Raw genomic sequence first — 26,543 nt, 5'->3', positions numbered from 1 at the left:
GTCTGATAATTCCATTTGTGCCTTCCAATTACTGTGTCTGGTCTTTACCAATGATGTGTTCTACCAATGGGGGTAGAACTCCTTCATACCCTCCTCAATCATCAGTATGCCATTGTTTAGAGTTAATTTTCCCTTCTGTGTTGACGATCAATTCCTCAATGAACTGCTCAGTATGTTTACCAACTCTAGCACTCAGCATTACAGCGGTTTTCCTGCACGGTAGACCACAGTAGGGACGTTCCTTAAATCCCACATTCCGCACGACAAAATGTAGTATGTAAAAGTTAGAAAACTTGAGTCTGATAATTCCATTTGTGCCTTCCAATTACTGTGTCTGGTCTTTACCAATGATGTGTTCTACCAATGGGGGTAGAACTCCTTCATACCCTCCTCAATCATCAGTATGCCATTGTTTAGAGTTAATTTTCCCTTCTGTGTTGACGATCAATTCCTCAATGAACTGCTCAGTATGTTTACCAACTCTAGCACTCAGCATTACAGCGGTTTTCCTGCACGGTAGACCACAGTAGGGACGTTCCTTAAATCCCACATTCCGCACGACAAAATGTAGTATGTAAAAGTTAGAAAACTTGAGTAAGTATTGATATAGCAATGTGCGCTGGCATATTTACAAATTACAGGAGGTGTCCAATAGCTAAAAGTCTTATATGATTCCTACGGAATGCTTGCGCAAACAGATTTTTATTCCCCTCCTGGGAGGGGGAGGGGCGAGGGGTGGGTTGCCTGTTGCCTGTTGCCTGTTGCCTGCGCGCAGCGCTATAGTGCTCAAAAAGACTTGCTCACTGCTGCTGAGTATAAATTCAACTGTAACTGTGCCAAAATATGAGGTTATATCATGTCCGGTTGAATACTGATAAATAAACGACGGAGGAGTCAGGAGGACTGAGTCAGGAGGGAAGAAAGAAGAAGCAAGAAGTAATAAGAAAAAAGAAAGATGTTTATGAAACTTTTGAGGGGCAATTTTTATGTTTGGAAGCTGTTCCTGCTACAACAAGTGCAAAGGAAGAAAGTCAAATAATTTCTGAGGTGGAAAATATTGGTGATGGAGCTGTTAAATTTAATCATCTTTTTAATCAATTAATTAACAAATGGCAACAAAAATTTGATGAAATAACTAAAAAACATCAAAAAGTAGTAGTTTGGGGTGCTGGTTCAAAAGGTGTAACTTTTTTAAATTTATTGAAAGAATATAATGATATTGAATATGTTGTAGACCTAAATTCTCGCAAACAAGGAATGTATATTGCTGGAGCTGGTCAAAAGATTGTTTCTCCAGAATTTTTAAAAGATTATCAACCAGAAATAATTATTATTATGAATCCTATATACGAGCAAGAAATTAGACAGCTTACTTATCATTTAGGTTTAAAGTCAAAATTTATTTTGGTTTAGATTAAAATTGGGCATTGCATCATCATAGGATGATTTTGATATGTGTCAAAAAATTTGTTTTGATCTATCAACATTTTCAGATACGTGCAAATGTGATTATCATCCCGCAATTATGCAACGTCTCTTCTCCCCTCTCTCCTAGATAACCAAACGCCTTCTTCCTTCTGCTATATCTTCTAAATTTGCCATAATCTCACTGTTCCATCCTCACTCCCAGTCGCAATCAATTTACTGTCTGGACTAAAAGCAATATCATTCACAGCATCTGTATGTCCAGCCAATACCTTAATTTCTGTAGCTGATTTTGTATCCCATAACTTGACAATACCATCCCTATCTCCAGCAGCTAAAAACCTACTATCAGGACTAATTGCAACACTCTCTACTGAGTTGTCATATCCTTCTAAAACTGTAACTTTATCCTGAGATACCATATTCCATAAATGCACTTGCTCACAACTACTAAAGCTTAGAAACTGACCATCGTTACTGAACGCAACATTACTTATGCAATTAACGCGACTCTCCAAAATATTGATTTCTGTCTCAGAAGCAATATCCCATAACCTCACAGTACCATCATCGCTACCAGAGACCATAAACTTACCGTCAGAACTAAAAACAACACTTTGAATATAGTCTGTATGTCCCAAAAAACTTTTGACTACTTGCTTTGATGCAATTTCCCATAAATTTAGATGATGTTCTGAATTGATAAATGCTACTAATTTTAGGTCTGGACTGATAGCAATAATTTTCGGGCAACTATTTCGCGGTATCTGAATATAGGTTTCTGATTGATTTCTCCACAAGCAAATCTGATTAAAGTTGCCATCAGAAATCAGACTACTGCCAAAAGCAAAACAATAATCATCTGAGTTATTAGATGTAACTGTTTGCACCCACTCCATATCTGAGACTATTGTTTCGACATTTTTTCCAGAAAGGATATTCCATAATTGGATTTGATTACGACTGACAATAGCTAGAAATTTTCCATCAGAACTAAAAGCCACTTTTTTGATCAAAAAATTTGTTTGAGTTTCCAGCACTGTCATCGTTTTTCCCGATGGAATTTCTAAAATATTTACTCGATCGTAACTGCTAGCAGCCAAAAATTCACTATTAGGACTAAAGGCAATACTACCAATGTAATTAGGATGACCGGGTAATGTGACTATGTTTCTTTGCGATGCCAACTCCCAGATTTGATTATCCGCAGCTAGGAGGCGACTGTCAGAACTAATAGCAGCATTGTTATGCCATGAGTCAAGAAATTTTGACTCGGTTCCTGCTAGCATATCCCATATTTGTAAACCATTACTCCCGCAAACAATTAATTTGCCGTCTGGACTAGAAAATACAAAATTAGAAGGAAAGTCTGTTTCCCCTACCATCATTTTTACTTGAGTTGCAGATGCTATTTCCCAGACTGTAACATCACCTATATCTATAAATGTAGCTGCTAGAAATTTACCATCGGCAGCGATCGCTACACTCACTACTTCTAACTCTTCTTCAGAATAAGATAATTGTATCGCTGGAGTCTCTGTTGTCGATGCTAAATTCCAAAACCTGACAGTACCTTTATTATCTCCATAGGCAAGAAATTGACCTTGAGAACTAATGGCAATACAAGTTATTGTTATATCATCGTCAGTTTGTATTTGCAGTTCTCGTAAAAGTTGCCTTTGGCGTAAATCCCAAATATAAATTTTTTTACCCCAACCTAATGCTAGTGTTGTACCATCGTCACTTATTGTGCCACATTTTGCCGGGGAGTCGATATCCCATAGCCGTTGCCAATTATTAATATCGTATAAGCTAGTACCACCACTGGCGCAGATTACTAATAAATCGTTATTCAGGAATTTGATTTTGTAGATATGTCCCAAGGCTATTCGTTGAGTAATTCCTGCTTCTTTTAAGCTAGGTAAAACTACTTGCAATTGATTGGAGTGAGTGTACATTTTCAGCAGCCAAATATAGGGGGATATAACAGAAATATTATCTCAATTTTCAATTTAACAAAGTGTTGGGCCACTCAAGAGTTTTATAGGGCAAGGCAACAGGCAACAGTGGGAAGAGTATTTCTCTGTCTTACCGAAAAATTGTGGTATAAAGCCTCCCCTTTTAAGGGGATAAAAAGCGGTCGTTAGCGGAGCTTCCCGTAGGGTGGGATGGATGGGTTTCCTAACCATATCCAATCGACCAAGAGAAGAAAAAATTTCATGATTAGTCAATCCTATCCGTTTTAAAGGAGAGGTAATTCTAAATTCTTAATTCTTGAAGGTTCATCATTAATCTATGTCCTAACCAACTGGTTCCTTGCTATATACTCAAATTATTTGAATTTTCAAAAAAAAATTTCTTGAGTTGGTAATAAGTATTTATTTATCAAAATAATTGGGTCGCGCAACCCCACCTTTTAAGGCGAAATATTTTTGGAGCGAAGCTCAAATTCCCTACTTCCCCTCCTGGGAGGGGGAGGGGCGAGGGGTGGGTTAACTATAGAGCAATATTTTTGTTGATTCCAACTTCTGTCTTTCCTTGTCCGTAAAACTATAACGTCTTAGTTTTTGGTTTGAAACAGACTCAGAATATAGGGCAATATTTTTGTTGATTCAAACTTCGGTCTTTCGGTAGTACGAAAACTATAACGTCTTAGTTTTTGGTTTGAAACAGACTCAGAATATAGGGCAATATTTTTGTTGATTCAAACTTCGGTCTTTCGGTAGTACGAAAACTATAACGTCTTAGTTTTTGGTTTGAAACAGACTCAGAATATAGGGCAATATTTTTGTTGATTCAAACTTCGGTCTTTCGGTAGTACGAAAACTATAACGTCTTAGTTTTTGGTTTGAGACATACTCAGAATAATAGAGCAATATTTTGGTTGATTCGGTCTTTCGGTAGTGGAAAAACTATAACGTCTTAGTTTTTGGTTTGAGACATACTCAGAATATAGCGATCGCCCGACTCTACATTAATTGACTTTTCATTATAACTACAACGTCTTAGTTTTTAGATTTTAGATAAAGTCAGAAGGTGCTGAGTCCTGATTTTGAACTTCTCAACGAGAAAGGCCAGCACAAAACCTAGAATATCTCCCACAATATATAGGTTAGACTAGGAGAAAATTTTGGCGCATCTACCCACTTGCCACTAAATTCCTCATCTTAGAGAAATACCAATATGAAAGCCCGTGAAATATTGCAGCAATATCAAAAAGGTAGACGAGACTTCCAAGAAGCGAATCTTCGGGGTCTGTCTTTTAAGGGAGAAGATTTGTCTGGAGCAGATTTTAGTGGGGCAGATATTCGAGGTACTAATTTTCGAGGGGCAATTCTGCGAGGTACTAATTTTCAGGGGGCTAAGGCGGGGCTGCAAAAACGTTGGGTAGTGGTTATGCTTGTTGGTGTGTTTATTTTGGCGGGGATGTCAGGGTTTTTGAGTACCTATAATGGACACATTACATCATATATATTTTATAGCTCTAGTGAAAAGCAGATTGGTGGTTGGATAAGCTTGATTCTGCTTATTGTTTTCTGGATAGTAGTAATTTTTAGAGGGATTGGTTTAGGAGCCGGAACCGTTGCAGTTGTTGGAGCAGGAGCCGTCGCGGTAGTATTTGCCTACGCTGGAGCCTGTGCCGTTGCAGGAGCAGGAGCAGGAGCTTTTGCTGGAGCTTTTGCCGTGGCCGGAGCAGGAGCAGGAGCCTTTGCTGGAGCTGTTGCATTCGCGGTCGCCTCTGCTGGAGAGGTTGCCTTGGTAATCGCCTGTGTTGGAATTTTTGCTGGAGCCCGAGCGGCCGCCTCTGCCAAAGCTGTTGCCTGCGCCTGCACCGGAGTCATGCCCTTCGTTTTTGCCTTCCCCACAATATTGTTAACTTTTTATATTGCTGACCGAGCAATGAAAGGCGACGAAAAGCACACCTTAATTCGTAACGTAGCTATTGCCTTTGCAGCTACAGGTGGTACTTGCTTTCGAGAAGCAGATTTAACCGATGCCAACTTTTCTAACGCGACCCTTGAAAGTACAGACTTCCGAAAAGCAAACCTAATTCGCACCTGCTTCAGAAATACCGAAAAACTTGATCGGGTAAGACGAGGAAAAACCTATCTCCAGGAAGCCAAAGTCAGAGAATTAGTCAAAACAGGTCAAGGTGAAAATCAAAACTTCGATCGCCTAGACCTCCAAGGAGCAAACCTCCAGGGAGCAAACCTAGTTAATGCCAGTTTCATAGAAGCTAATCTCAACTCAGCCAACTTTCAAGATGCTAATCTTTGGTGTGCCAAATTAGTAGGAACATTTCTAGACCAAACCGACTTTACCGGGGCAACCTTAACCGGAGCTTTCATAGAAGATTGAGGTATAACTGCCGAGACAAAACTCCATGGCATCCGATGCGACTATATTTTTATGCGTATGCGTCTCCCTCCAGACAAACGCCCCGACTTTCTGCAACTTCCACCGGAAGAAAGTCTCAACCCAAACGCTCGGAGAAAGCCTGACAACTGGGAAAAAAATTTTGAGGATGGAGAATTTGTGGATTTTATTACCCCAATGGTAGAAACTCTCGACCTCTATCACAATGGAAAAGCAGACCCACGGATAGTGGCATATTCATTTCAGAAGTTACGGGAAGACCACCCAGAGGCAGAAATGGAAATTGTCTCGATGGAAAGACGGGGCAAAAATCGTCAGGGATTTTTAATGCGGACTGAGACTGCACCCCAGGCTGACCATTCGGAGTTACACAAAGAATATTTTCAGACTTATAATAAATCAGAAGCTCTGCCACCGGAAGAATTTCAACAACTTTTGGCAGAGAAGGATAAACAAATTCAAAGATTAGCAGCTTGGGTAGATATTGCCATGCAACGCCCAAATATTTATGCAGAAAATTATAGTCATCAAGGAGATACAAGAATGTCAGAAAGTAGTGGAGATAAAATTGATATTGGAGAAAATTATGGTGTGGCTGGTAAGGAAGGAAATTTTGAGAATTATGGTGCGACTGGTAAGGAAGGAAAATCTGATAATTATGGTGTAGCTGGTAACAAACAGGGAAAAATTCAAGACACAACATTTGCTCCGATAATTAATAATGCTCAACAAAAAACTTTAGCTGAAACAGCAGCAGAAATTCAGCAATTACTCAAACAATTAGAGCAGTCAAATTCTACAGAAACTACAGCAGGTCAAATGGCAGTTGTTACCCAAGCTATTGAAATTGTCGAAAATAACCCTACATTAAAACAACGGGTAATAGGTGCGTTGAAGTCAGGAGGAACGGAAGCTTTTAAAGAGGCTATTAACCATCCAGTTGCTAATGTTTTAGTCGCAGATTTTCAGGGTTTCAGGGAACCTTAATGAAGTCAAAAGTTAGAAGTCAAAAGTCAAAAGTTAGAAGTTAACCCACCCCTAACCCCTCCCAGGAGGGGAAATATGGGATTTGAGCAAGCCTCCAAAAATATTTCGCCTTAAAAGGTGGGGTTTTAGACCCAATTATTTTGATAATTAGGGCTTGTTGATTAACTATCAAAGCATTTATAAATAAAGGCAAGTGCTTTTTTTGGTCAAAATAAAGTGCAAGCTTTTAGGTCTAAAAAGCTCATGCTTACGGACATGATATAATACTATTTCTGGATAATTAGTGATAAAAAAGTTTTTGTTTGTAGTTGGGCTTGAGCCTTTGAAATATCTATCTTCTTGCTCAAGCACAACTACGAGGTTTAATTATAACTATTCAACCGGACATGATATTACGCATTGACAATAGATATAGGGTTTCGCTCAGTTACGCTACGCTAACACACCCTACTGGATTTTTTCCTAATTTTTAACTAAAGCTGGAATTAACTTTTCTACTGTCAAATCAGACAAAAAACCAAGGGTATAAGGTTCTTCACTAATAGCTACAGCATAAGAGGAGTTTAAATAATCTAAATAATCAGAATTATTCTCTAGATATGCCCGAAAAAATGCCAGACTAAAAGCATCAATATAAGATTTAATTACTGGGGAACTGGCACTAACTAATTGATTTAAAGAGTCATCATCTACAGATTCTACATTTTGAATTTCAGTAATATTAAAATCGAGATGTTTTGCTCCTTTTGTCAACATAAAATACTTTTCTTTTACTGGCAACCAAGTAAAGGGGTAAACTTGTTCTATTACTACGGGGGTTAATTGGTCTTCACTACCAGCAACCCACAAAATCGGTATATTAATATGACTTAAACCAGATTTACCAAATATACTGCTATTTACCGGGTCCATAATTAATACTGAGTTAATTCTTTTATCTCGTAAATCATAATTTTGTTGAGGTAAGTCTAAAGCACGACATTGTAAAAATAAGGAAGGATTTAAAGATTTAATTTGGGGTAAACAATCTTGTTTTAGTTGTGCAAAATTAATTTTTGCTCCTGCTAAAGCTAATGTTGTATAAGCACCAAAAGATTGACCTGCCATGCCGACATTTTTTAGGTTTAGTTTTCCTTGATATTGAAGTTTATTGCGACGTTCAAGTTCATCTAATAAATAGGTAATATCTAGGGGTCTATTAATAAATTCTCTGAGTTGAAATATTTCTGTTTCTTTTCCTTCTAGAAAAGCTTGAAAATGATTAAAGTCACTGCCTGGATGTTGTATTTTTGCTACGGCAAAACCATGAGATGCTAAATGTATGGCTAAATGTTGCCATTGACTAAGTTTTGCTGCTAAACCAGGGGAAAGAATAATTAGTGGAATAGTTTGAGTTTGTGTTTGGTTAGATGGTAAATAAAGATTAATTAGAAATTGGCGGTTACGACTTTTATCGTTGAGGGTTAGAGTTTCTTGATAGAAGGAAATATTGCCTGGTTGGCGTAAGTCTGGCAATGTGGAAAAATCTATTTTTTCTTCTGTAGAAGCAGCGGTTAATGTGATTTGTTTAACTTCTTTAAGTAGTTTTTCTGTATCTTCAAGTAAGGCAGAAAATTCTCGATTTACTGCCAGAATTTTCCGAATATTAAACTGTACTTCTCCCGGAAAGTTTTGCAAAACATTGATAGGTGTAAAATCTTGAGATTTCGCAGTTTTAATTAAAGCCTCTCTCAGAGCGATCGCTCCATTATTTCTACCTTGAGTTTGAATCATTTCTCCTAAATATTGGAGTAATTTTTCTCCCATAGGGGAATACAAACCTTGAGCAAGTTGCATGGGATTAATATTCAGATTAAATTGGAGTACATTTCTCAGTTTTTGCTGATTTTCTGCATCTATCAATAGGAAATATAACTTTAAATCATCTTCAACTTTACCTGTTTCAGCATAAGTTTCTAAAGCAGTGAGAGATACAGAAATTTTCAGCAAACCGTAATTAAAATGAATCTGTTCTGCTGCTTTAGCTGAGAAATTTACTAGCACAAGTGATGTGGTTACTAAGACGAGGGACAGTAACCATAAAAACATCCTTTTTTTAGTTTTTCTCTGACGTTTGATGGAAAAATCAGGCTTAATTTTGCTACTCATTTACCGAATAATTAAGGTTTAAAACCTCCCCTTTTAAGCTATCCCTGATAAGGAACTTCTGAAAACCTTGTGGGGAGTAGGGAGCAGGGGAGAAGGGAGAAAGAGTATAGATAGGTAAGCAAAACTACTTAGGGTTTGCTGAATAAAGTATAAGTGGTAGGGGTAGGAGTCAGAATTCTGAATTCAGAATTCAGAATTCTGAATTCAGAATTCAGGAATTAGGGGAATTAATTAGGAGGTAGTCAGAAAAATTGTCCCTTGATTTTTCTGCCATAATCATCCCAAAATACTATCTTTTTGAGTTTTTTAGACTGAAAAGCTTGCACTTTTTTCGACAAAAAAATGCTAAAATAAATATCCGTAAATGCTTTGATATTTAATCAGCAAGCCCTACTTAAGTTATCAAAAAAATGTATTTTTCAATGCACTTTTTATCCGCAAAAATCCTCTCAAATGCCAATACATAACTTGTCTATTTTATCAAATTTTATTTAAGAAAGGTGTTTATAAAGCATAGCCTTTTAAGGGGATAAAAAGCGGTTGAGGGATGGCTAGGTGCCATATCCAGTAAACTAAGAGAAAAGAGAATATTCCATATTTCAAGCCTCCTTATTACAGAGGTACTGATAAGGTAAGCATTCAGATATTATACCATTTTGAAAAAATAATTTTACATATAGTAAGCAATATTAAAGTAATTTATAGAAAATATCTATTGGACGAAAAAGATAAATTACTACATAAAAAATGGTATCAAACCTATCCCCATACGACTCCTGACTCCTGTCTCCTGACTCCTAAGCAGTAACCTAAATATTTGTAGCAAAGATTTATAAAACTGATATTAGCTGTCAGCTATCAGCAACAAGATTCTCTCCTTAAGAACAGTATTTAAATTAACAACTGACTTTAAGAGTAAGGAAAGCAACTTTTGTAGTAAGACAATTAATAAAGCTTTTATCCTAAACTAAAAGCAATAGCTGATAGCTGATGGCTGACTGCTGTTTGCGCAGCATTCCGGAGGAAATGCTTACCTGATAACTGATAACTTATAACTGATAACTTATAACTGATAACTTATAACTGAAATTACTTTTTATGATTCACGCAATAATCTAGATTTTCTAACTGATAAGGAAACAACTTTTTGAACCATTTTTCATCAATGGGTTGAGATTTATCGCCATCAATAAAAGAGTTAAGTTTATTTTGCCATTCTGGGTCATTATTCGGAATAATCATCCCATAAAAATCACAGGTTAAAGGTTTTTCTGGAACTAACTTGTAATTATTAATATCTAAATTTTGCCTGACTACTTCCCCGATAGATAAAATTCCATCATTAACAAAAGCCTGAATTTCTCCTTTAGCTAAAGATTTTACAGCTTGATTCACCCCTGTATTACCTTCAAAATAAATGGCTTCAGTTTCAGGATATTGTGTTTGAATAAATTTTTCTGTAGTAGTATTTCTCAAGACACCTGTTTGAACTCCTGCTAAATTACTGTTAGGATTTATTTCTGTGTCTTTAGCAACTAAAAAATTAGTTCCTGTGACAAAGAAAGGATTAGAAAAAGCCACATTTCTCACATCATCTCTAATAGTATTTGGACCGCATTCTAAATGTACATTACCATTCTGAACTAACTGAAAACGATTTTCTAGATTCGATGGAATTTTTATTACTTTAACTCCAGTGGAAATTTTCAATTCTTGAGCAATTTTTTTAGCAAAAACATCAATTATATCTTCACAATAACCAGCCCATTCTCCGGTATTATCTACATAACCAAAAGGAGTAGCGTCTCTTCTCATTGCTACTTTCATTACTCCTGTTCTTTGAATTTCTTCTAAGATACTTTCTTGTCTTTTAGGAACTTGAGCAGTAACAGTTGGAGGTACGATCGGTTTTGGTGGAGAATTACCATAAGCAGTTTCTAATTGTTGTGCTTTTAAAGATTGAATTAAATTCAAACTTAGGGAATCTTTATTCATAACTTTGCCATAAGAAGCAGTTAAATATGGTTCATATTCTGATTGATTATCTAGATATTTTTTAAAGAAAGCTACACTCAAATTCTTGAGATAATACTGTCCGACTTCCGGTGTCGGTCCCTGTAATATTTCAGGCAAACCAGGTATTAAAGTGCTGGTAGAAAAATGAGTTCCCGGAACCAAAAAAGCTAAATATTTATCTGAGTTATCCATCCAAATAAAAGGATGAACATCTTCTTCTATTCCTGGGGTGAGAAGATCGTGACTACCTCCCATCATTAGAGTAGGAACAGAAATATTTCTCATTTCTTCAGGTCCGAAAACTACACTTGTTAGAGGAAAGTAAGCAAAAACTGCTTTGATGCGAGGGTCTCTTAACTGATAGTTTGAAGGAGGTAAATAATTGGCACGACATTGCAATAATACTGATATATTTAAACTCAAATTTTCCGGGTCACATTCTTGATTTAATCTGGGCAAATTAATATTTGCACCTCCTAAAGATAAGACTGTTGTTGCACCAAAAGAATTTCCCAATGCACCTACTTTATTTAGGTCAAGTTTCGATTTCCAGTCAGGGTCAGTTTCAACTAACTTTTCCAGTTCATCTAATAAATAACTCAGGTCTAATGGTCGGCTAAGATATTCAATAGGACTAATATCTATATCAACTTCTCCTTTTAAAAAAGATTGGCGATATGCTAAGTCACTACCTAAATGTTCTACACCAGCTAATGCAATACCATAAGATGCTAAATGTTCTGCTAAAAGAATACTTTTTTTCTCAGCTCCAAAACCATGACTATAGACTACTAATGGTACTGGTTGAGAAATTCCTGCGGGTAAATAAATATCAGCTTCAAGGTTATAAGAACCTGCTAAACCTGTGTAAGTTTGGCGTAAACCACTTATTTCAAAACTAATAGATTTTTTGATGACTTTATAGGGACCTGGTTTACTCAAATCTGCAAGTTGAGAATAATCAATTTTTGGGTCTGTAGCAACTTGTTTTTCTGTCTGTTCAATAATTGCTGTAACTGAAGTATCTCGATACTCATTAAAAGTAGTTAACTCATTAGAAAACTCAGATAAAAAATTTGTACTTATTCTGATTGTTTCTGCGGGAAATTTTTTAATAACATTGATAATAGTAAATCCTTCTTCTGGATCTGATGCAGCTTCTATTAAAGCTGTTCTTATCGCATCATAACCATTAATATCGGGGTTAATTTGTACTAACTGACCAAAATATTTGAGAAAATCTTCTCCCATTGCCATATTTGTCAGACGAGAAATTAATTCAGGGGGAATGTCAAAACGTTTTTGCAATACTTTCTGCAAATTTGCCAAATCTTCTTCTTCCATAAAAGCAGCATAAAAGGCAAAATCATTACTAATTATTCCTTCTTTAGCAAAGACTTCTAGAGAATCTACAGACATATATAAATCTGTGAAATTCGGAACTTTAAATACTATCCTTTCAGCAGCATCAACTGGTTTTGGTTTGAATATATCTTGCAAAAAATCAAAGCTAACGACCGATGCTATTACTAGAGTGGTTGTCAAAAAAAATTTTAATTTTCTAGGCTTTTTACTCATATTTTTAAATCACCAAAAACTTCAAATATTCTTAACTTCAGAACAATGTATTAATGTAATCATTCAGCGGTTAGCTATCAGCTATCAGCTATCAGCTTTATTACTGAAAAATCGTGGTCTAAAGTCTCCGCTTTTAAGGGGATAAAAAGCGGTCGAGAGATGGCGCAATTCGGAGCATCTCTGATAAGAGCAGGTTTCCTCGCTATATCTAATCGACCAAGAGAAAAGAGAATTCCGCATTTTCTTGCCTCCTTATTGCAGAGGTACTGATAACTGAAATGACCTTTAGTGGACAATTTAAGCTCATTGTCTTATTCTTCAATTCTTTGTTTAAAAATGTAGTATTAGTAATTTTTTTGAAACTATAATAATATAGCACTACATTTTTTGGCGTTTGACGAAAATTTTGGTTGTCCGGAAGTAGGAAGCAGAGAAAAGTCTGTGTCCTATTTGCGTAGTGATATATATCAAAAAATCAGGAGTACACTATGGAGCCTAAAAATAGCTATAAATCACTTAAATCTAACCCTTTTAAAGTATATTGTGACCCGACAACAGGAAAATGGACTGTGGTTAAATCTTGTAAAAAATCAATTAATAAAAAAGCAGCTTGATGAAAATAATATCTGATCTATTGTGCGCTCTTAATTTTTTTCTTGATTGATCAATAAATCAAAAAAGTAAGTAACTAAAAAGGTAAGCATTCAGCTATTAGTGGTCAGCTCTTCCTGCGGAATGCTACGCAAACAGTTTTTTAATGAATGAACCAAGTATTTGCTTAACTTCTACTACAATTTTAAGCAAAGAATTGAAGCACAAGAACAACTAGCTTAAATTGCCCACTAAAAGTAATAAAGCTGATAGCTGACTGCTGTTTGCGCAGCATTCCGGAGGAAATGCTTACCTAAAAACTACTTTTTTGATTTAGATAATTGTTTTTAGATAAATTGCTATAAGATTGTGTCTTTGTGTAAATATTGACTATAAGCAATCCTATTTAAATTGTAATATTTTGATGGCAGTTAGGAGTCAGGTAGGAGAATCTTCGGATTGGCAACCTACAGAGTTTTAAAAGTTTTCAGTTCAGATTAACTATTATAAAAATTTTCACAACCAATTTAGGATTCCTATATTTATATCAAGAATATTTAGATAAATATTTACTACAGCAGATAACAACGGTGCGACCTCCCTAAAAGGTTCGTTAGTTACCTATTTATTGTCAAAATTTTTTCTCTAAAAAACACTCATATCCTTTTTTAGGTAAATGAACTACAAAGATTTAAGACTTTACCATTAAGAACGAGGTTTAATATTCTGTCCATTTAATTAGTTAGAAAAACTTTCTTCTCCTCTTCCTTCTTCTTCCCTCCTAACTCCTCCTTAGTAAATATAAACATAATATTTCCAACCTAACTTAACTCAAACCACCCCCTATATTTAGCCTCATTCTGATTTTGGAGACTAGGTTTTTTCACCACTTTCTGACTTTTTATAGCACTACGCAAATGGGGTGCAGACATTTATAAATGCTCAAAGTTAGTCAGGGATAACTTCTAGCTTCTGACTTTTGACTTGCGCGTAGCGCTATAACCGTGGTTTCTGATACCAATTCACTTAAAAAATGTCACAAATAGTTGGTAACTGATGAAGTCAAATGAAGTCAAATAATAAGCTGAAATTACTGTATAGTAAAAGTTTTAAGTACCTAAAATATCACTTCTGACTTTTAACTTCTGACTTATGATTTTTGAATTTTGACTTTTGACTTGAGTGAAACGATATGAGGACTTGGTTTTCTAGTAGTCGCGATCGCTAAAACTCCCACAACTTTAATACCTGCTTTCTGCAAAACCTTAATTGCAGAATTCACCGTTGCACCTGTTGTATAAATATCATCTACTAACAACACTAAACTACGGGGACGACTCCTGCGGAAATCTTTCCCTACAGTAAAAGCATCCTTAACCGTTTTCAACCTCTCTCCCCTGGACAAACCAAATAATGCTTGGGTCTGCTTCACTCTTTCCAGGCCATTTCGCCGTAACTGCAAACCAGTCAATTCACAAAAGCTTTTTGCCAATAATTCCGCTTGATTAAAACCTCGCTCTTTCAGCTTTTTTTTGTGCATCGGAATGGGTACAACGACGATTTTGTCAAGAGTTGTTGTCCCTACTTGCCTTTTGGAAACTGGGGAATTTAACCATCCATCCGCTAACCAATGTCCCAAAGGTATTGCTATTTGTGGGTTATCCTGATATTTCATGGCAGCGATCGCTCGTTTGAGACTATCTTTATACTCGCCCCAGATAAATACTGGAATTTTTCCGGGAAATGTTTGTCCTCCATGAGGAAATTGACATTGCCAAACTTGTCTTTCGCAATATTTACAGAACTCTCTGTCTGCTGGTCTCTGACAAAGAGGACAGTTATACTTAAGAAATATATTCAGAAATGGTTTAAGTATTTTTTTCCAGAGAAATTTAATCATTGTGAAAACCTTTAAAAAGTCTAAAATATTAAATATAGCAATATAATTTTAGTTGTGAGATATTGTAGACTTTTGTTTTAGGGAATAGGGAATAGGAAATAGGGAAGAAATGAAGACATAAAGAATAACTATATTCTATGCTTTAAAGTAACACCTCAATTATCACATCTGATTCCTGATTGCTATAGTTTCTTATGTTTATCTGTTAATAATTTACTATTACTCTGATACAAAATTATTTACTGATAGAATTATAGAATTAGAGTTAGGTAAAAAGATGTTGGATACTGAGCAACTAGGTAAATCTAGAGACTACTATTACTTTTAACATTTGATGTCAGCAAATCAATAGTTTTGTGCATAAGTTTTACTGGCTAGATAAAATTAAATCCTCAGACTGGAAAACAGTGGGAGAAAGAGCTTTTTATTTAGCTCATCTCATGGAGCAAGGTTATCCAATTGTTTCTGGTTTTGTCATTCCGGCAAATAGTTTTTGGCAATTTTTACAATGTATTGATTGGTCTGACCCATTATTACTTGAATTCCCCAATTATGCCTTGCATTTTAATGTCAATAACTATCAGCAATTACAACAAATTTCTCAATCAATTAACTACAATATTGCATCTACTGATTTACCATCAGACTTATTTTTATCTCTAGAGTCTGCGATTAAAAATCTCAATGCCGAAGTATTAATTTTTCAGCTTGTCTTAGCATCTCCTCGCCTAAAAACTTTAGGCATATTAGAACCAATAATTTGTCAAGCTATACCGAAAGAGTTTGTCCCAGGAATTAAACAAGCTTGGGCAGAAATATTTAATGCTAAAAGTTTATTATATTGGCATAGTCAGCAAGTTGAAATTCCACAACTTCAACCAGTAGTTATAGTACAACCCGTACAGTCAGCGATCGCTTCGGGAAATATTAAAGCTTTTACTAATAGTTGGGAAATTCAAGCAACTCATGGTTTAGGAGTATCTATTGAACTGGGACAAGTTATACCTGATTCTTATATTATTTCTGCTGAAAATTGCACCGTAGAAAACAAGAAATTAGGTAATAAAACTATCGTTTATAACCCTGATGCAAGAATTGTTAAAGTGAGCGATACAGATACATGGCAAGGAAATTATCATACTCAAATTCCTTTTCCCAAAACTTTAGCAGCACTGCAAATTTTTTTATTGCCAGAAAAAATACAAAAAGAATTTGTTTTAGAGGAAAAGCAATTACAATCATTAATTCAATTAACTCAGGGTATAGTCAATAGTATCGGTACTAATTTCGGAGTAAAATGGAGTTTTTCTCAAAGGTCTAATGATGCAAAAATTGAACTCTTAATCACAGATTTTGAAAGATTTCCACAAGAGGATAAAATTTTGGCAAAATTGCCACAATCAGCAAAAGAAGAAAAATCAATATCTATTCCTAATACTGAACATCCTATTGTCAAAGGCATAGTAGCATCATCAGGAAAAGTAACAGCTAAAGCTATAGTTATTAAAAATATTCCTCCAGAAGTAGAAGAATTTCCTGACAGAGCAATTTTAGTTGTCCCTGTAATTATTCCGAGTTATTTACCATTACTGAAAAAAGTTTCTGGAATTATTTCTGAACAGGGTGGCATCACAAGTCATGCTGCAATTTTAGCTAGAGAAATTGGGATTCCTGCTATTGTAGGAGCGACTAATTCTACCAATATAATTAAAACAGGCGACCATATATTAATTGATGGTAATAATGGGGCAATATATCTAGCAAAAGAAGATAATTATGATCCTCATAAACTTGAGATGCCAGTAGTAGAAAATTCTCTGAAAAATCAAAATTTACCGCCAATAGGAACTAAACTGTTCGTTAATCTCAGTCAAATTAATTCAATTAAAAAAGTTCCAGATTCACAGATAGATGGAGTAGGATTATTACGGTCAGAGTTAATGGCGATCGAACTGTTAGAAAATCATCATCCTTTATGGTGGATACAACAAGGCCGTCAATCAGAATTAGTCGTTCTAATGGTGAAGAAACTTAGTCAATTTGCTGCAGCTTTTACTCCAAAACCAGTCTTTTATCGTTCTCTTGATTTAGCATTATTTAACTCTAGCGATCGGGAAAAAATATTTACTAAAATTCCAGAAGAATTTATAACTAATTATTCTGGAAACCAAGATAACCAGACCGAGGCAAATCTTCATAATCATCGGACTAATTATTCTAATCCTATACTAGGACGACATGGTACATTCAGTTATATGCTAGAACCAAGTTTACTAGATTTAGAAATAGATATTTTATCTCAAGTATATGAATTGGGTTATACTAACGTTCATTTAATCTTACCATTTGTACGTTCTGTAGAAGAATTTCAATTTTGTCAGAATCGCATTCAAACTAAATGGGAAAATCGACCCAATCATTTCCAAATTTGGATTATGGCAGAAATACCATCAGTTTTATTCTTACTACCTGAATATGTCAAAGCTGGAGTTCGGGGTATTGCTATTGGTACTAATGATTTAACTCAATTATTGTTAGGTGTAGATCGAGAAGAAGAACAAATGGCAAGTGCTTTTGATACTCGTCAACCAGCAGTAATGAGAGCCATTCAACAATTAATTTCTCAGGCTAAAACTTCTGGTATTCCTTGTTCTATTTGTGGTGATGCTCCTGCTTTATATCCAGAAATAATAGATAATTTAATCCGGTGGGGTATTACTTCTATTTCTGTGAATGTTGATGCTGTGGATAAAACTTATAATTCAATTGCTCGTGCGGAACAACGTTTGATTTTAGAAGCAGCTCAAATTAATAATTTAGGTAGTAGGTTTTAGGTGATAGGTTTTAGGTGTTAGGTACATATTTTTTCAGCACTGAAGAAGTAGTCGGGAGAATTTGGTCTATCGGAATTTTCCGACTCATCAACCATATTTATATCCCTGGTGAACTAGAACATTAAACCGATAAAGAAAAAGATAATTTTGAGAAAAGGCAACATGAGGAGAATCGGGAAAATATCAGAAGAAAGTACTAGGTGGTAGGTATATATTTTTTCAGCACTGAAGAAGTAGTCGGGAGAATTTGGTCTTCAGGAATTTTCCGACTCATCAACCATATTTATATCCCTGGTGAACTAGAACATTAAACCGATAAAGAAAAAGATAATTTTGAGAAAAGGCAACATGAGGAGAATCGGGAAAATATCAGAAGAAAGTACTAGGTGGTAGGTATATATTTTTTCAGCGCTGAAGAAGTAGTCGGGAGAATTTGGTCTATCAGAATTTTCCGACTCATCAACCATATTTATATCCCTGGTGAACTAGAACATTAAACCGATAAACAAAAAGATAATTTTCAGATAAGGGAAGATGGGAAGAGTCGGGAAAATATCAGAATCAGGTGCTAAGTGGTGGGTATATATTTTGTCAGCACTGAACAAGTAGTCAGGAGAATTTGGTATATAGGAATTTTCCGACTCATCAACCATATTTACATCGCGGGTGAAGCTGAGATATTAAACCTATATAGACAAGGAGAGATGAGGAGAGTCGGGAAAATATCAGAACAAGGTGCTAGGTAGTAGGTATATATTTTTTCAGCAAACCGATAAAGAAAAAGATAATTTTCAGATCAGGGGAAGATGAGGAGAATCGGGAAAATATTAGAAGAAGGTGATAGGTGATATGTATATATTTTTTCAGCGCTGAAGAAGTAGTCGGGAGAATTTGGTCTATCAGAATTTTCCGACTCATCAACCATATTTATATCCCTGGTGAACTAGAACATTAAACCGATAAACAAAAAGATAATTTTCAGATAAGGGAAGATGGGAAGAGTCGGGAAAATATCAGAATCAGGTGCTAGGTGGTAGGTATATATTTTTATGAACTATTAGCATTAATTATTATTATTTTTACTACTCCCCTACTCCTCTACTCCCCCACTCCCCCACTCCCCTACTCCCCTACTCCCCTAAGAATTTATTTCTGCCAATTCCAACCATCTTTCTGTGGCAGTATCTATTTCTTTTTCTAAACTTTCTACTTTTTCATGGAGTTTTTGAACTTCACTTACTTCTCCTGGTGGTGCATTATAAAGTTCATTTTCAGTCTTTGCCTTCTCCGCTTCTAACTGAGCAATTTTTTTCTCTAAATTCTCATATTCTCGCTTTTCTTTTGACGATAATTTTCTTTGCCTATTCTTATCCCAAGAAACCCTTTCTGATTTTTTTTGCTTAACTGAAATTTCCTTAGACTTTTCTCCAACTGCCACAGCTTTTTTTGTTGCTGCTTCTACTTCTCTATAATCTATATAAAGAGAATAATTTCCTGGATACTGTCGTAAATTTCCTACTCCTTCAAAAGCAAAAATTCTATCTACAGTCCTGTCAAGAAAATAACGGTCGTGAGAAACAACAATTACACAACCATTAAACTCTTCCAAATACTCTTCTAAAACTGCCAAAGTTTGTACATCTAAATCATTAGTAGGTTCATCCAAAATCAAAACATTCGGCGCACTCATCAATACTCTCAACAGAAATAATCGTCTTTTTTCTCCTCCAGAAAGTTTATATACAGGAGCATATTGTTGATTACCAGGAAATAGAAATCTTTCCAACATTTGAGAAGCACTAATTTGAGTACCATCAGCAGTTTCTACATACTCTGCCACATCTTTTATATAATCAATTACCCGTTGACTTTCATTCATAGCATCCAACAAATTTTCTGAATGTTGGTCAAAATATCCTATATGTATTGTCCCACCAATTTCTACTTTGCCAGAATCAGGTTTAATTCTACCTGTAATAATATCCATTAGGGTAGATTTTCCCACCCCATTACCACCAATAATTCCGACTCTATCTTCGGGAATAAATTCATAAGTAAAATCTTTAATTAGAGTTCTACTATCGTAGGATTTACAAACATTTTCTAACTCAATAACTTTTTTACCAATTCGACGACCAGGAGTAGAAATATCCACTTTTCCTAAAGCTTGTTTAAACTCAGTTCCTTGCATTTCTTCTATACGTTGAATCCTGGCTTTTTGTTTAGTGCTACGAGCTTTAGGTCCTCGCTTCAACCATTCTAATTCCCGGCGTAATATTCCTTGATGTTTACGTTGAGAACTAACTACTGATTCTTCAGCTAAAGCCTTCTTTTCTAAATAGTAAGAATAATTTCCAGTATAAGTAAAAAGGTCGCCCCGGTCTATTTCAATAATTTTATTAGTAACTCTGTCGAGAAAATAACGGTCGTGAGTAATTAATAAAATTCCTCCAGAAAAACTATTTAAGTAACTTTGTAACCATTCTACAGACATAGCATCTAGATGGTTTGTTGGTTCATCCATTAACAAAACATCAGGGTCAGAAAGTAAAGCTGCTGCTAAAGCAATACGTTTACGATAACCCCCAGATAAATTACCAACTTTGGCATCAAAATCTTGAATTCCTAATTTGCTGAGGATAATTTTTGCCTTTGTTTCTAATTCCCAAGCATTGGTATTATCCATGGCGTGAGTTACTTCAGAAAAACGCGCCATTAGTCGATTATCTTCAGGGTGATGGGCTAATTTTTCCGATAATTCTTCATATTCCCGTACCAGTAACATTTGTTCTCCACTATCAGAAAAAACTTGTTCTAATACGGTATTATTTTCATCTAAATCAGGTTGTTGTGGCAAATAAATAATTCTGGCATTTTGATTAATCAAAATTTGACCACCGTCTATAGGTTCTAAACCAGCAATCATTTTTAATAGGGTTGATTTTCCAGAACCATTTATACCAATTAAACCAACTTTATCATTGGTATCTAAACTGAAGTTAGCATCTCTTAAAACTTCTTTGATGCCAAAGTCTTTTTTTACTGATTGAAGTGTGAATATACTCATTTTTTAAGTTAAAAGTTAAAAGTTAAAAATTTTTAAGTCAAAAGTCAAAAGTCAAAAGTCAAAAATTAACATTTTTAAGTTAAAAGCCAAAAGTCAAAAGTCAAAAATTAACATTTTTAAGTTAAAAGTCAAAAGTCAAAAATTAATTAGGAGAGATTGAAGTAATTATAGAATTATCAACATATATTATATAACCGGATTCTTTTTTTAAATCAAAAGCCAAAAGTCAAAAGTCAAAAATTAACATTGCTACACTACTTTTAAGTTAAAAGTCAAAAGTCAAAAGTCAAAAATTAACATTGCTACACTATTTTTAAGTCAAAAGTCAAAAGTCAAAAGTCAAAAATTAACATTGCTACACTATTTTTAAGTTAAAAGTCAAAAGTCAAAAGTCAAAAATTAACATTGCTATACTCTAGCACCTACTACCTAAAACATACTTCAACTATTCATATATTTGGGAGTAGGGGAGTAGGGGAGTAGGGGAGTGGGAGAGTGGGGGAGATTGAAGTAATTTAAGAAATTATCAACATATAATATATAACCAGATTCTATATAATTTCGCGCCTTCTGACTTCTTAAAGAAGTAGGGGAAATTGAATATTAAAGTAATTACAGAATTATCAATATATATTATATAACCGGATTATATATAAAACCTACAACCTAAAACCTTCTTCAACTATTACTAACTTCTTGATTAGGCCATAAGTAAATTATTCCTGAAACTATTGTTAAAGCTACAGCTATCCAAAACATAATTATAGCCGGAGTTGCCCAAAATTCAGGTAAGGGGGCAATTAACAAAGAAATAGCAATAATTTGACTTACTGTTTTTAATTTTCCCCAAATATTAGCTCCTGAAATTTGTGTTTGATTAACACGCCAACCAGCTATAGTTAACTCCCTACCTAGAATTAAAAATACTCCCCATGCTGGTACTTTTCCTAATTCAATTAATCCTAATAAAGGTGCTAATACTAATAACTTATCTGCCAAAGGATCTAAAAATTTACCTAGGTCGCTGACTTGATTAAGTTTTCGTGCTAAATAACCATCTAAAAAATCTGTCACTGAAGCAATTAAAAATATTACTAAACATATCCAAAGATTCTGATTAGTAGGAGTTTTCAGAATGTAAAGAATCAAAGGTATTCCCAGAAGACGGGAAAAGGTAATCCAATTAGGTATATTCATAAATATTGTGGTAATTGTTAATTGTTAAAAAATTTGGCGTTGCTGAATTAGTGTTTGATATTAATCTTAATTCTTTAGGGGTCAGGAGGGAAGAAATAAGAAGAAAGAGTAGTAGAAGAGAAAGTTTTTGTTAGCGCTCTTATGCGGACAAGATATCATACCTCAAATAACCAACGCCAAAAAGTTTTATTTATTTAAAATTATTAAGTTAGGTTGTAGCTCAAAAAAAGTTATCTACCACCTAATATTTAGATGAAAAAGGGAATAGGGAATAGTTATTTGAAGATATATATTTCTTCCCACACTCCCCATCTCCCCATCTCCCCATACCCCCATCTCCCTTTATTCTTCCTTCTGTTATACAATTATTGAGATTAATTTCACTGATTCAAATTATAATTATGTCTGTATCAAAAGAAGAAGCAAAGCAATTATTAGAACGATTAATTTTTGACAAGGAACGTCCTAAAGATTGGGTGCAAGATGTTTGGGGAATGAGTCCCACTTTAGGAGAGACTGCCGCAAAGTTGCTAGATGTTTTTGATGTATTAATTAGATCTTGTCCAGAGGCTGAATTGAATGATGTCCTGCAAACTTTCGATACAGAATTGAAAGAATTGTTTGATGAAGATAGTGAAGCATCCTAATTATTATTGAGATAAAAACGGTCATTTTTAAGAAAAGTAATTATTAATTATTAATTGTTGAATCAGGAACAGAATTATGGAATAATACTGAATCCTGTTTGAAAGCGTAACAGCTCTGCTGGATTTCTATCAGATGGCCTATTATACTAAACATTTTAGCTAACTTTTAGGCCAACGAGTCGCACATCTCATGCCAAAGGATAGTCTTGGTATTGAGAAGAGGTCAAAAATTGAATATAGCAGTGGAAGGAAAGGTTAAGACATATCAAAAGCTCAAAAGCTCAAAACTCAGACGACCCAAGTCTTTTTCTTCTCTGGTAGATAACCAATAAACATCTCCAGAAAAGAGGGAATAGGGAATAGGAAATAGGTATGGAGGTGGAAATAACTGAGAATTTCTGTACAATAATTGATTTTATTTTTGATTTTTACCAGATGTCTAATTGCCTAAATAACTAAAGGTCTTCTTCCTTCTTCTTTCTTACTTCTTCTTTCTTACTTCTTCCTTCTTCCTTCTGCTATAAATTAGAATAAATTTTATATAATTGCTAAATGCTTCAGATTTCATTACTTAAAACGAAAAGCCAAATACTCTTATTCACTTGTCTCACTATTTCAATTTCACTATTTGGATGTACTCAAAACTCTCCAAAATCTGTAACACCTATAGCAGAATTAAAACGCAGTAAACAAAGTATAGTAGTATCAGCTCATCCCTTAGCCAGTGAAGCAGGAAAATTAATTCTGCAAAAAGGCGGAAATGCAGTAGATGCAGCCATTGCTACTGCCTTCGCTATTTCAGTAGTAGAGCCATTTTCCGCAGGTATTGGTGGGGGTGGTTTTTTACTATTAGGAACTCCCCCAGAAAATCCTGAAATTCAGAAACAGTATAAAATTCAAGCATTAGATTTTCGGGAAAGAGCGCCCAAAGCAGCAACCCAAAATATGTACCTTAACTCACAAGGAGAAATCGAAAAAAGAGCAAGTTTAGATGGACATTTAGCAGTAGGAGTACCTGGAACTGTTGCGGGGTTATATACTGTTCATGAATACTATGGAAAATTATCTTGGTCAGAATTATTACAACCAGCTATTAGCTATGCTCAGAATGGCTTTGAAGTAAGCGATCGCTTCGTTAATGAATTAGAAAAACATTTAGAGATCATTAACAAAAATGCCGCAGCAAGAGAAATATTTACAAAAGATGGAAAAGCATATCAGTCAGGAGATTTACTAATTCAAAAGGATAAAGCCAAAACCTTAGAAACCATTGCAAAAAATCCACAAAGCTTTTATACAGGCCAAATTGCTCAAGCGATCACTAATGATATGGTTGCCAATGGAGGTTTAATAACATTAGAAGACTTGAAAGATTATACACCAATTTGGCGTCAACCTATCTGTGGCAACTTTCGACAAGCGGAAATTTGCGCCATGCCGCCACCATCATCTGGGGGAGTTCATCTACTGCAAATATTAAATATTGTCGGCGAAACTAATTTGCAACAGTGGGGCAATAAAAATCCTGATACTATCCATTTACTGACTGAAGCAATGCGGGTTGCTTATGCTGATCGCTCCCAATATTTAGGAGATCCAGATTTTGTACAAGTACCTGTCAGAGAATTAACCAGTCCTAGTTATGCTCAACAACAACGTCAAAATATTAATCTCCAACAAGTCAGATCCTCCACTGAAGTACAACCCGCTTCACCAGAAACTCTAGAGCGTTATATTTGGGAATCTCCAGATACTACTCATTTAACCGTAGTGGATCGAGAGCGCAAAGTTGTTAGTATGACATATACAATAAATGGTAGCTTTGGTGCTGGAGTAGTAGCGAGTGGTACAGGAATATTATTAAATAATGAGATGGATGACTTTGCTGCCGCCCCAGGAGTGCCAAACTTATATGGTCTAGTGGGAGGTGAGGCAAATGCGATCGTTCCAGGAAAAACCCCTTTGTCAAGTATGACTCCTACTATTGTGACACAGAATGGTCGGTTAATTATGGCAACTGGTTCTCCAGGAGGAAGTAGAATTATTACTACAGTGTTGCAGGTAGTTTTAAATGTGCTGGAGTATCAAATGAATGCTGCCGAAGCTGTATCTGCACCTCGTTTTCATCATCAATGGTTGCCAGATAGATTACTTTTGGAAACGGGAGGGTTTAGTGAAGCAACTGTGAATGAATTGAAACAGCGAGGACATAATATTGAAATGCGCGATGGTTGGGGAAATGCAAATGTAGTTGTGGTGGATGAAAATGGGATGTTGGAAGCGGCAGCAGATCCTCGTGGAGAAGGAGAGGTGAGAGTGGGGGAGTGAGGGAGTGTGGCTCACACGGATTATGGCACGGATATACGGATATGGAAGGGAGTGTGGGGAGTTTGGGATTTGAACTACATCCTCTGTAATTCCCATTTATCCTAACTCCTACTCTCGCCCATAAGACTTTTTCAGCAAACCCTAAATAATTTTCCAAATATGTGAAAAACTCAATTAAATAAAATCAAAGAAGTTAAAAATTTACCCAAAGAAAATGTCTCAAACTGATGTAATTTTAATTGGTAGTGGAATTGGTGGCCTCAGTTGTGCCGCTTTACTAGCGCGCTATGGTTTTGATGTCATAGTTTGCGAAAGTCACTCTATTGCTGGAGGTGCTGCTCATAGTTTTGAATATCAGGGCTTTAAATTTGATTCTGGACCATCTTTACATTCTGGTCTATCCTATCGTCCCTCTACCAACCCACTAGCGCAAGTTTTGGATGCTATCGACGAAACAGTCCCCTGTGTAACCTACGACACTTGGGGTTGTTGTTTGCCAGAAGGTGACTTTAATACCTCCGTAGGAGCAGACCAATTTTGTGATGTTCTCCGAAAATTGAGAGGAGAAAGTGCTGTAACAGAATGGCGTAAACTCCAAAAAGTTATGGCTCCATTTGCAGAAGCAGCGATCGCTATTCCACCAGCTTCTCTCCGTTTTGACTTAGGAGCAATAATGACCATGGGGCAGTTTCTACCTGGTATGGCAAAACACATTTTCAACGTTGGTAAGTTAACAGGACCGTTTTCCCAAATTATGGAAAATGTTATCACAGACCCTTTTATTGATAACTGGCTTAACTTACTCTGTTTCCTACTTTCAGGTTTGCCTGCAAATGGTACAAGTGCTGCCGAAGTTGCATTTATGTTTGCCGAATGGTATCGACCAGGAGTTGTACTTGATTATCCTATTGGTGGCAGTGGAGCAATAGTTGATGCTTTGGTGCGTGGGTTAAAACGTCACGGTGGTCAATTGATGTTGAATGCTCATGTGGAAGAGGTATTAGTTAAAAATGGGCGCGCTGTTGGTGTGGGTTTAAGAAATGGAACAGAAATTAGAGCAAAGGAAGCAGTAATATCCAATGCTTCTATTTGGGATACTTTAAAATTATTGCCAGAAAGTGCAGTGCCAAGATCTTTTCGAGAACAACGACAACAGACACCGGAATGTAATAGTTTTATGCACTTACATTTAGGTATTGATGCTACAGACATCAAACCAGACTTAGCGTGTCACCATATTATTGTCAATCATTGGGATGAGATAGATGCACCTCAAAATGTTGTGTTGGTATCTATTCCATCTTTGATAGATACTACTGTTGCACCACCTGGTAAGCACGTTATTCATGTTTATACTCCAGGAAATGAACCTTATAAATTTTGGCATGGTATGGATAGAAAGAGTCAAGAATATGCACAACAAAAGCAACAACGAGCTGAGGTGATGT

General features: G+C 35.6%; 13 protein-coding genes. 7 read left to right on the top strand and 6 right to left on the bottom strand.

The genetic code is table 11. The annotated features are described in order from the left end of the window. Positions 1–990 precede the first annotated feature (990 nt). Complete coding sequence (locus F6K27_RS19385; protein WP_287277091.1) at positions 991–1,413, top strand: hypothetical protein; 423 nt, start codon at positions 991–993, stop codon at positions 1,411–1,413. Positions 1,414–1,589: 176 nt separating this feature from the next. Here F6K27_RS19385 and F6K27_RS19380 read toward each other — a convergent pair whose 3' ends face one another. Next, positions 1,590–3,383 carry a WD40 repeat domain-containing protein gene (locus F6K27_RS19380; RefSeq protein WP_287277092.1) on the bottom strand — a complete coding sequence of 598 codons (1,794 nt, stop codon included), beginning with the start codon at positions 3,381–3,383 and terminating at the stop codon, positions 1,590–1,592. 1,225 nt (positions 3,384–4,608) lie between these two features. Here F6K27_RS19380 and F6K27_RS19375 point away from each other — a divergent pair. Continuing rightward, entirely contained in the window at positions 4,609–5,784 is a 1,176-nt protein-coding gene (locus F6K27_RS19375) for a pentapeptide repeat-containing protein (protein ID WP_287277093.1), read from the top strand. A gap of 51 nt (positions 5,785–5,835) precedes the next feature. Further along, positions 5,836–6,789, top strand: coding sequence for a hypothetical protein (locus tag F6K27_RS19370; RefSeq protein WP_287277095.1), 954 nt, complete (start codon positions 5,836–5,838; stop codon positions 6,787–6,789). Between the two features lie 462 nt (positions 6,790–7,251). On the opposite strand, the gene F6K27_RS19365 is transcribed toward F6K27_RS19370, so the two are convergent. From F6K27_RS19365 to F6K27_RS19355, 3 genes are all read right to left on the bottom strand, one after another. Continuing rightward, entirely contained in the window at positions 7,252–8,937 is a 1,686-nt protein-coding gene (locus F6K27_RS19365; RefSeq protein ID WP_287284372.1) for an alpha/beta hydrolase, read from the bottom strand. A 1,089-nt stretch (positions 8,938–10,026) separates the two neighbouring features. After that, positions 10,027–12,531 (bottom strand): alpha/beta hydrolase, encoded by a 2,505-nt coding sequence (locus tag F6K27_RS19360; RefSeq protein WP_287277098.1) that lies wholly within the window; start codon positions 12,529–12,531, stop codon positions 10,027–10,029. A 1,741-nt stretch (positions 12,532–14,272) separates the two neighbouring features. After that, complete coding sequence (locus F6K27_RS19355) at positions 14,273–15,022, bottom strand: ComF family protein (RefSeq protein WP_124146346.1); 750 nt, start codon at positions 15,020–15,022, stop codon at positions 14,273–14,275. Positions 15,023–15,378: 356 nt separating this feature from the next. Here F6K27_RS19355 and F6K27_RS19350 point away from each other — a divergent pair, with 356 nt between their 5' ends. Further along, entirely contained in the window at positions 15,379–17,856 is a 2,478-nt protein-coding gene (locus tag F6K27_RS19350; protein WP_287277099.1) for a putative PEP-binding protein, read from the top strand. Positions 17,857–18,994: 1,138 nt separating this feature from the next. On the opposite strand, the gene F6K27_RS19345 is transcribed toward F6K27_RS19350, so the two are convergent. After that, positions 18,995–20,923 carry an ABC-F family ATP-binding cassette domain-containing protein gene (locus F6K27_RS19345; RefSeq protein ID WP_287277100.1) on the bottom strand — a complete coding sequence of 643 codons (1,929 nt, stop codon included), beginning with the start codon at positions 20,921–20,923 and terminating at the stop codon, positions 18,995–18,997. Positions 20,924–21,601: 678 nt separating this feature from the next. Further along, on the bottom strand, positions 21,602–22,120 hold the full coding sequence (gene pgsA / locus F6K27_RS19340; protein ID WP_124146349.1) for a CDP-diacylglycerol--glycerol-3-phosphate 3-phosphatidyltransferase: 519 nt from the start codon (positions 22,118–22,120) through the stop codon (positions 21,602–21,604). A gap of 401 nt (positions 22,121–22,521) precedes the next feature. Here pgsA and F6K27_RS19335 point away from each other — a divergent pair, with 401 nt between their 5' ends. The 3 genes from F6K27_RS19335 to F6K27_RS19325 all read left to right on the top strand — a co-directional run. Continuing rightward, entirely contained in the window at positions 22,522–22,767 is a 246-nt protein-coding gene (locus tag F6K27_RS19335) for a hypothetical protein (protein WP_287277102.1), read from the top strand. 552 nt (positions 22,768–23,319) lie between these two features. Then, positions 23,320–25,095, top strand: coding sequence for a gamma-glutamyltransferase (gene ggt / locus F6K27_RS19330; RefSeq protein WP_287277103.1), 1,776 nt, complete (start codon positions 23,320–23,322; stop codon positions 25,093–25,095). Between the two features lie 214 nt (positions 25,096–25,309). Then, a partial coding sequence (locus tag F6K27_RS19325; protein ID WP_287300904.1) for an NAD(P)/FAD-dependent oxidoreductase occupies positions 25,310–26,543 on the top strand: 1,234 nt, incomplete at its 3' end.

Source organism: Okeania sp. SIO2F5 (assembly GCF_010692685.1).
Lineage (GTDB): Bacteria > Cyanobacteriota > Cyanobacteriia > Cyanobacteriales > Microcoleaceae > Okeania > Okeania hirsuta.
Note: the sequence above shows the minus strand (reverse complement) of the source record. Positions and strands in the feature narration are given on the sequence as shown.

Excerpts from the sequence above, each read along its gene's own strand:
- F6K27_RS19355 (WP_124146346.1), bottom strand. The coding sequence starts at position 15,022 with ATGATTAAATTTCTCTGGAAAAAAATACTTAAACCATTTCTGAATATA.
- F6K27_RS19345 (WP_287277100.1), bottom strand. The coding sequence starts at position 20,923 with ATGAGTATATTCACACTTCAATCAGTAAAAAAAGACTTTGGCATCAAA.
- pgsA (WP_124146349.1), bottom strand. The coding sequence starts at position 22,120 with ATGAATATACCTAATTGGATTACCTTTTCCCGTCTTCTGGGAATACCT.
- F6K27_RS19380 (WP_287277092.1), bottom strand. The coding sequence starts at position 3,383 with ATGTACACTCACTCCAATCAATTGCAAGTAGTTTTACCTAGCTTAAAA.
- F6K27_RS19375 (WP_287277093.1), top strand. The coding sequence starts at position 4,609 with ATGAAAGCCCGTGAAATATTGCAGCAATATCAAAAAGGTAGACGAGAC.
- F6K27_RS19360 (WP_287277098.1), bottom strand. The coding sequence starts at position 12,531 with ATGAGTAAAAAGCCTAGAAAATTAAAATTTTTTTTGACAACCACTCTA.
- F6K27_RS19335 (WP_287277102.1), top strand. The coding sequence starts at position 22,522 with ATGTCTGTATCAAAAGAAGAAGCAAAGCAATTATTAGAACGATTAATT.
- F6K27_RS19370 (WP_287277095.1), top strand. The coding sequence starts at position 5,836 with ATGCGTATGCGTCTCCCTCCAGACAAACGCCCCGACTTTCTGCAACTT.
- ggt (WP_287277103.1), top strand. The coding sequence starts at position 23,320 with ATGCTTCAGATTTCATTACTTAAAACGAAAAGCCAAATACTCTTATTC.
- F6K27_RS19365 (WP_287284372.1), bottom strand. The coding sequence starts at position 8,937 with ATGAGTAGCAAAATTAAGCCTGATTTTTCCATCAAACGTCAGAGAAAA.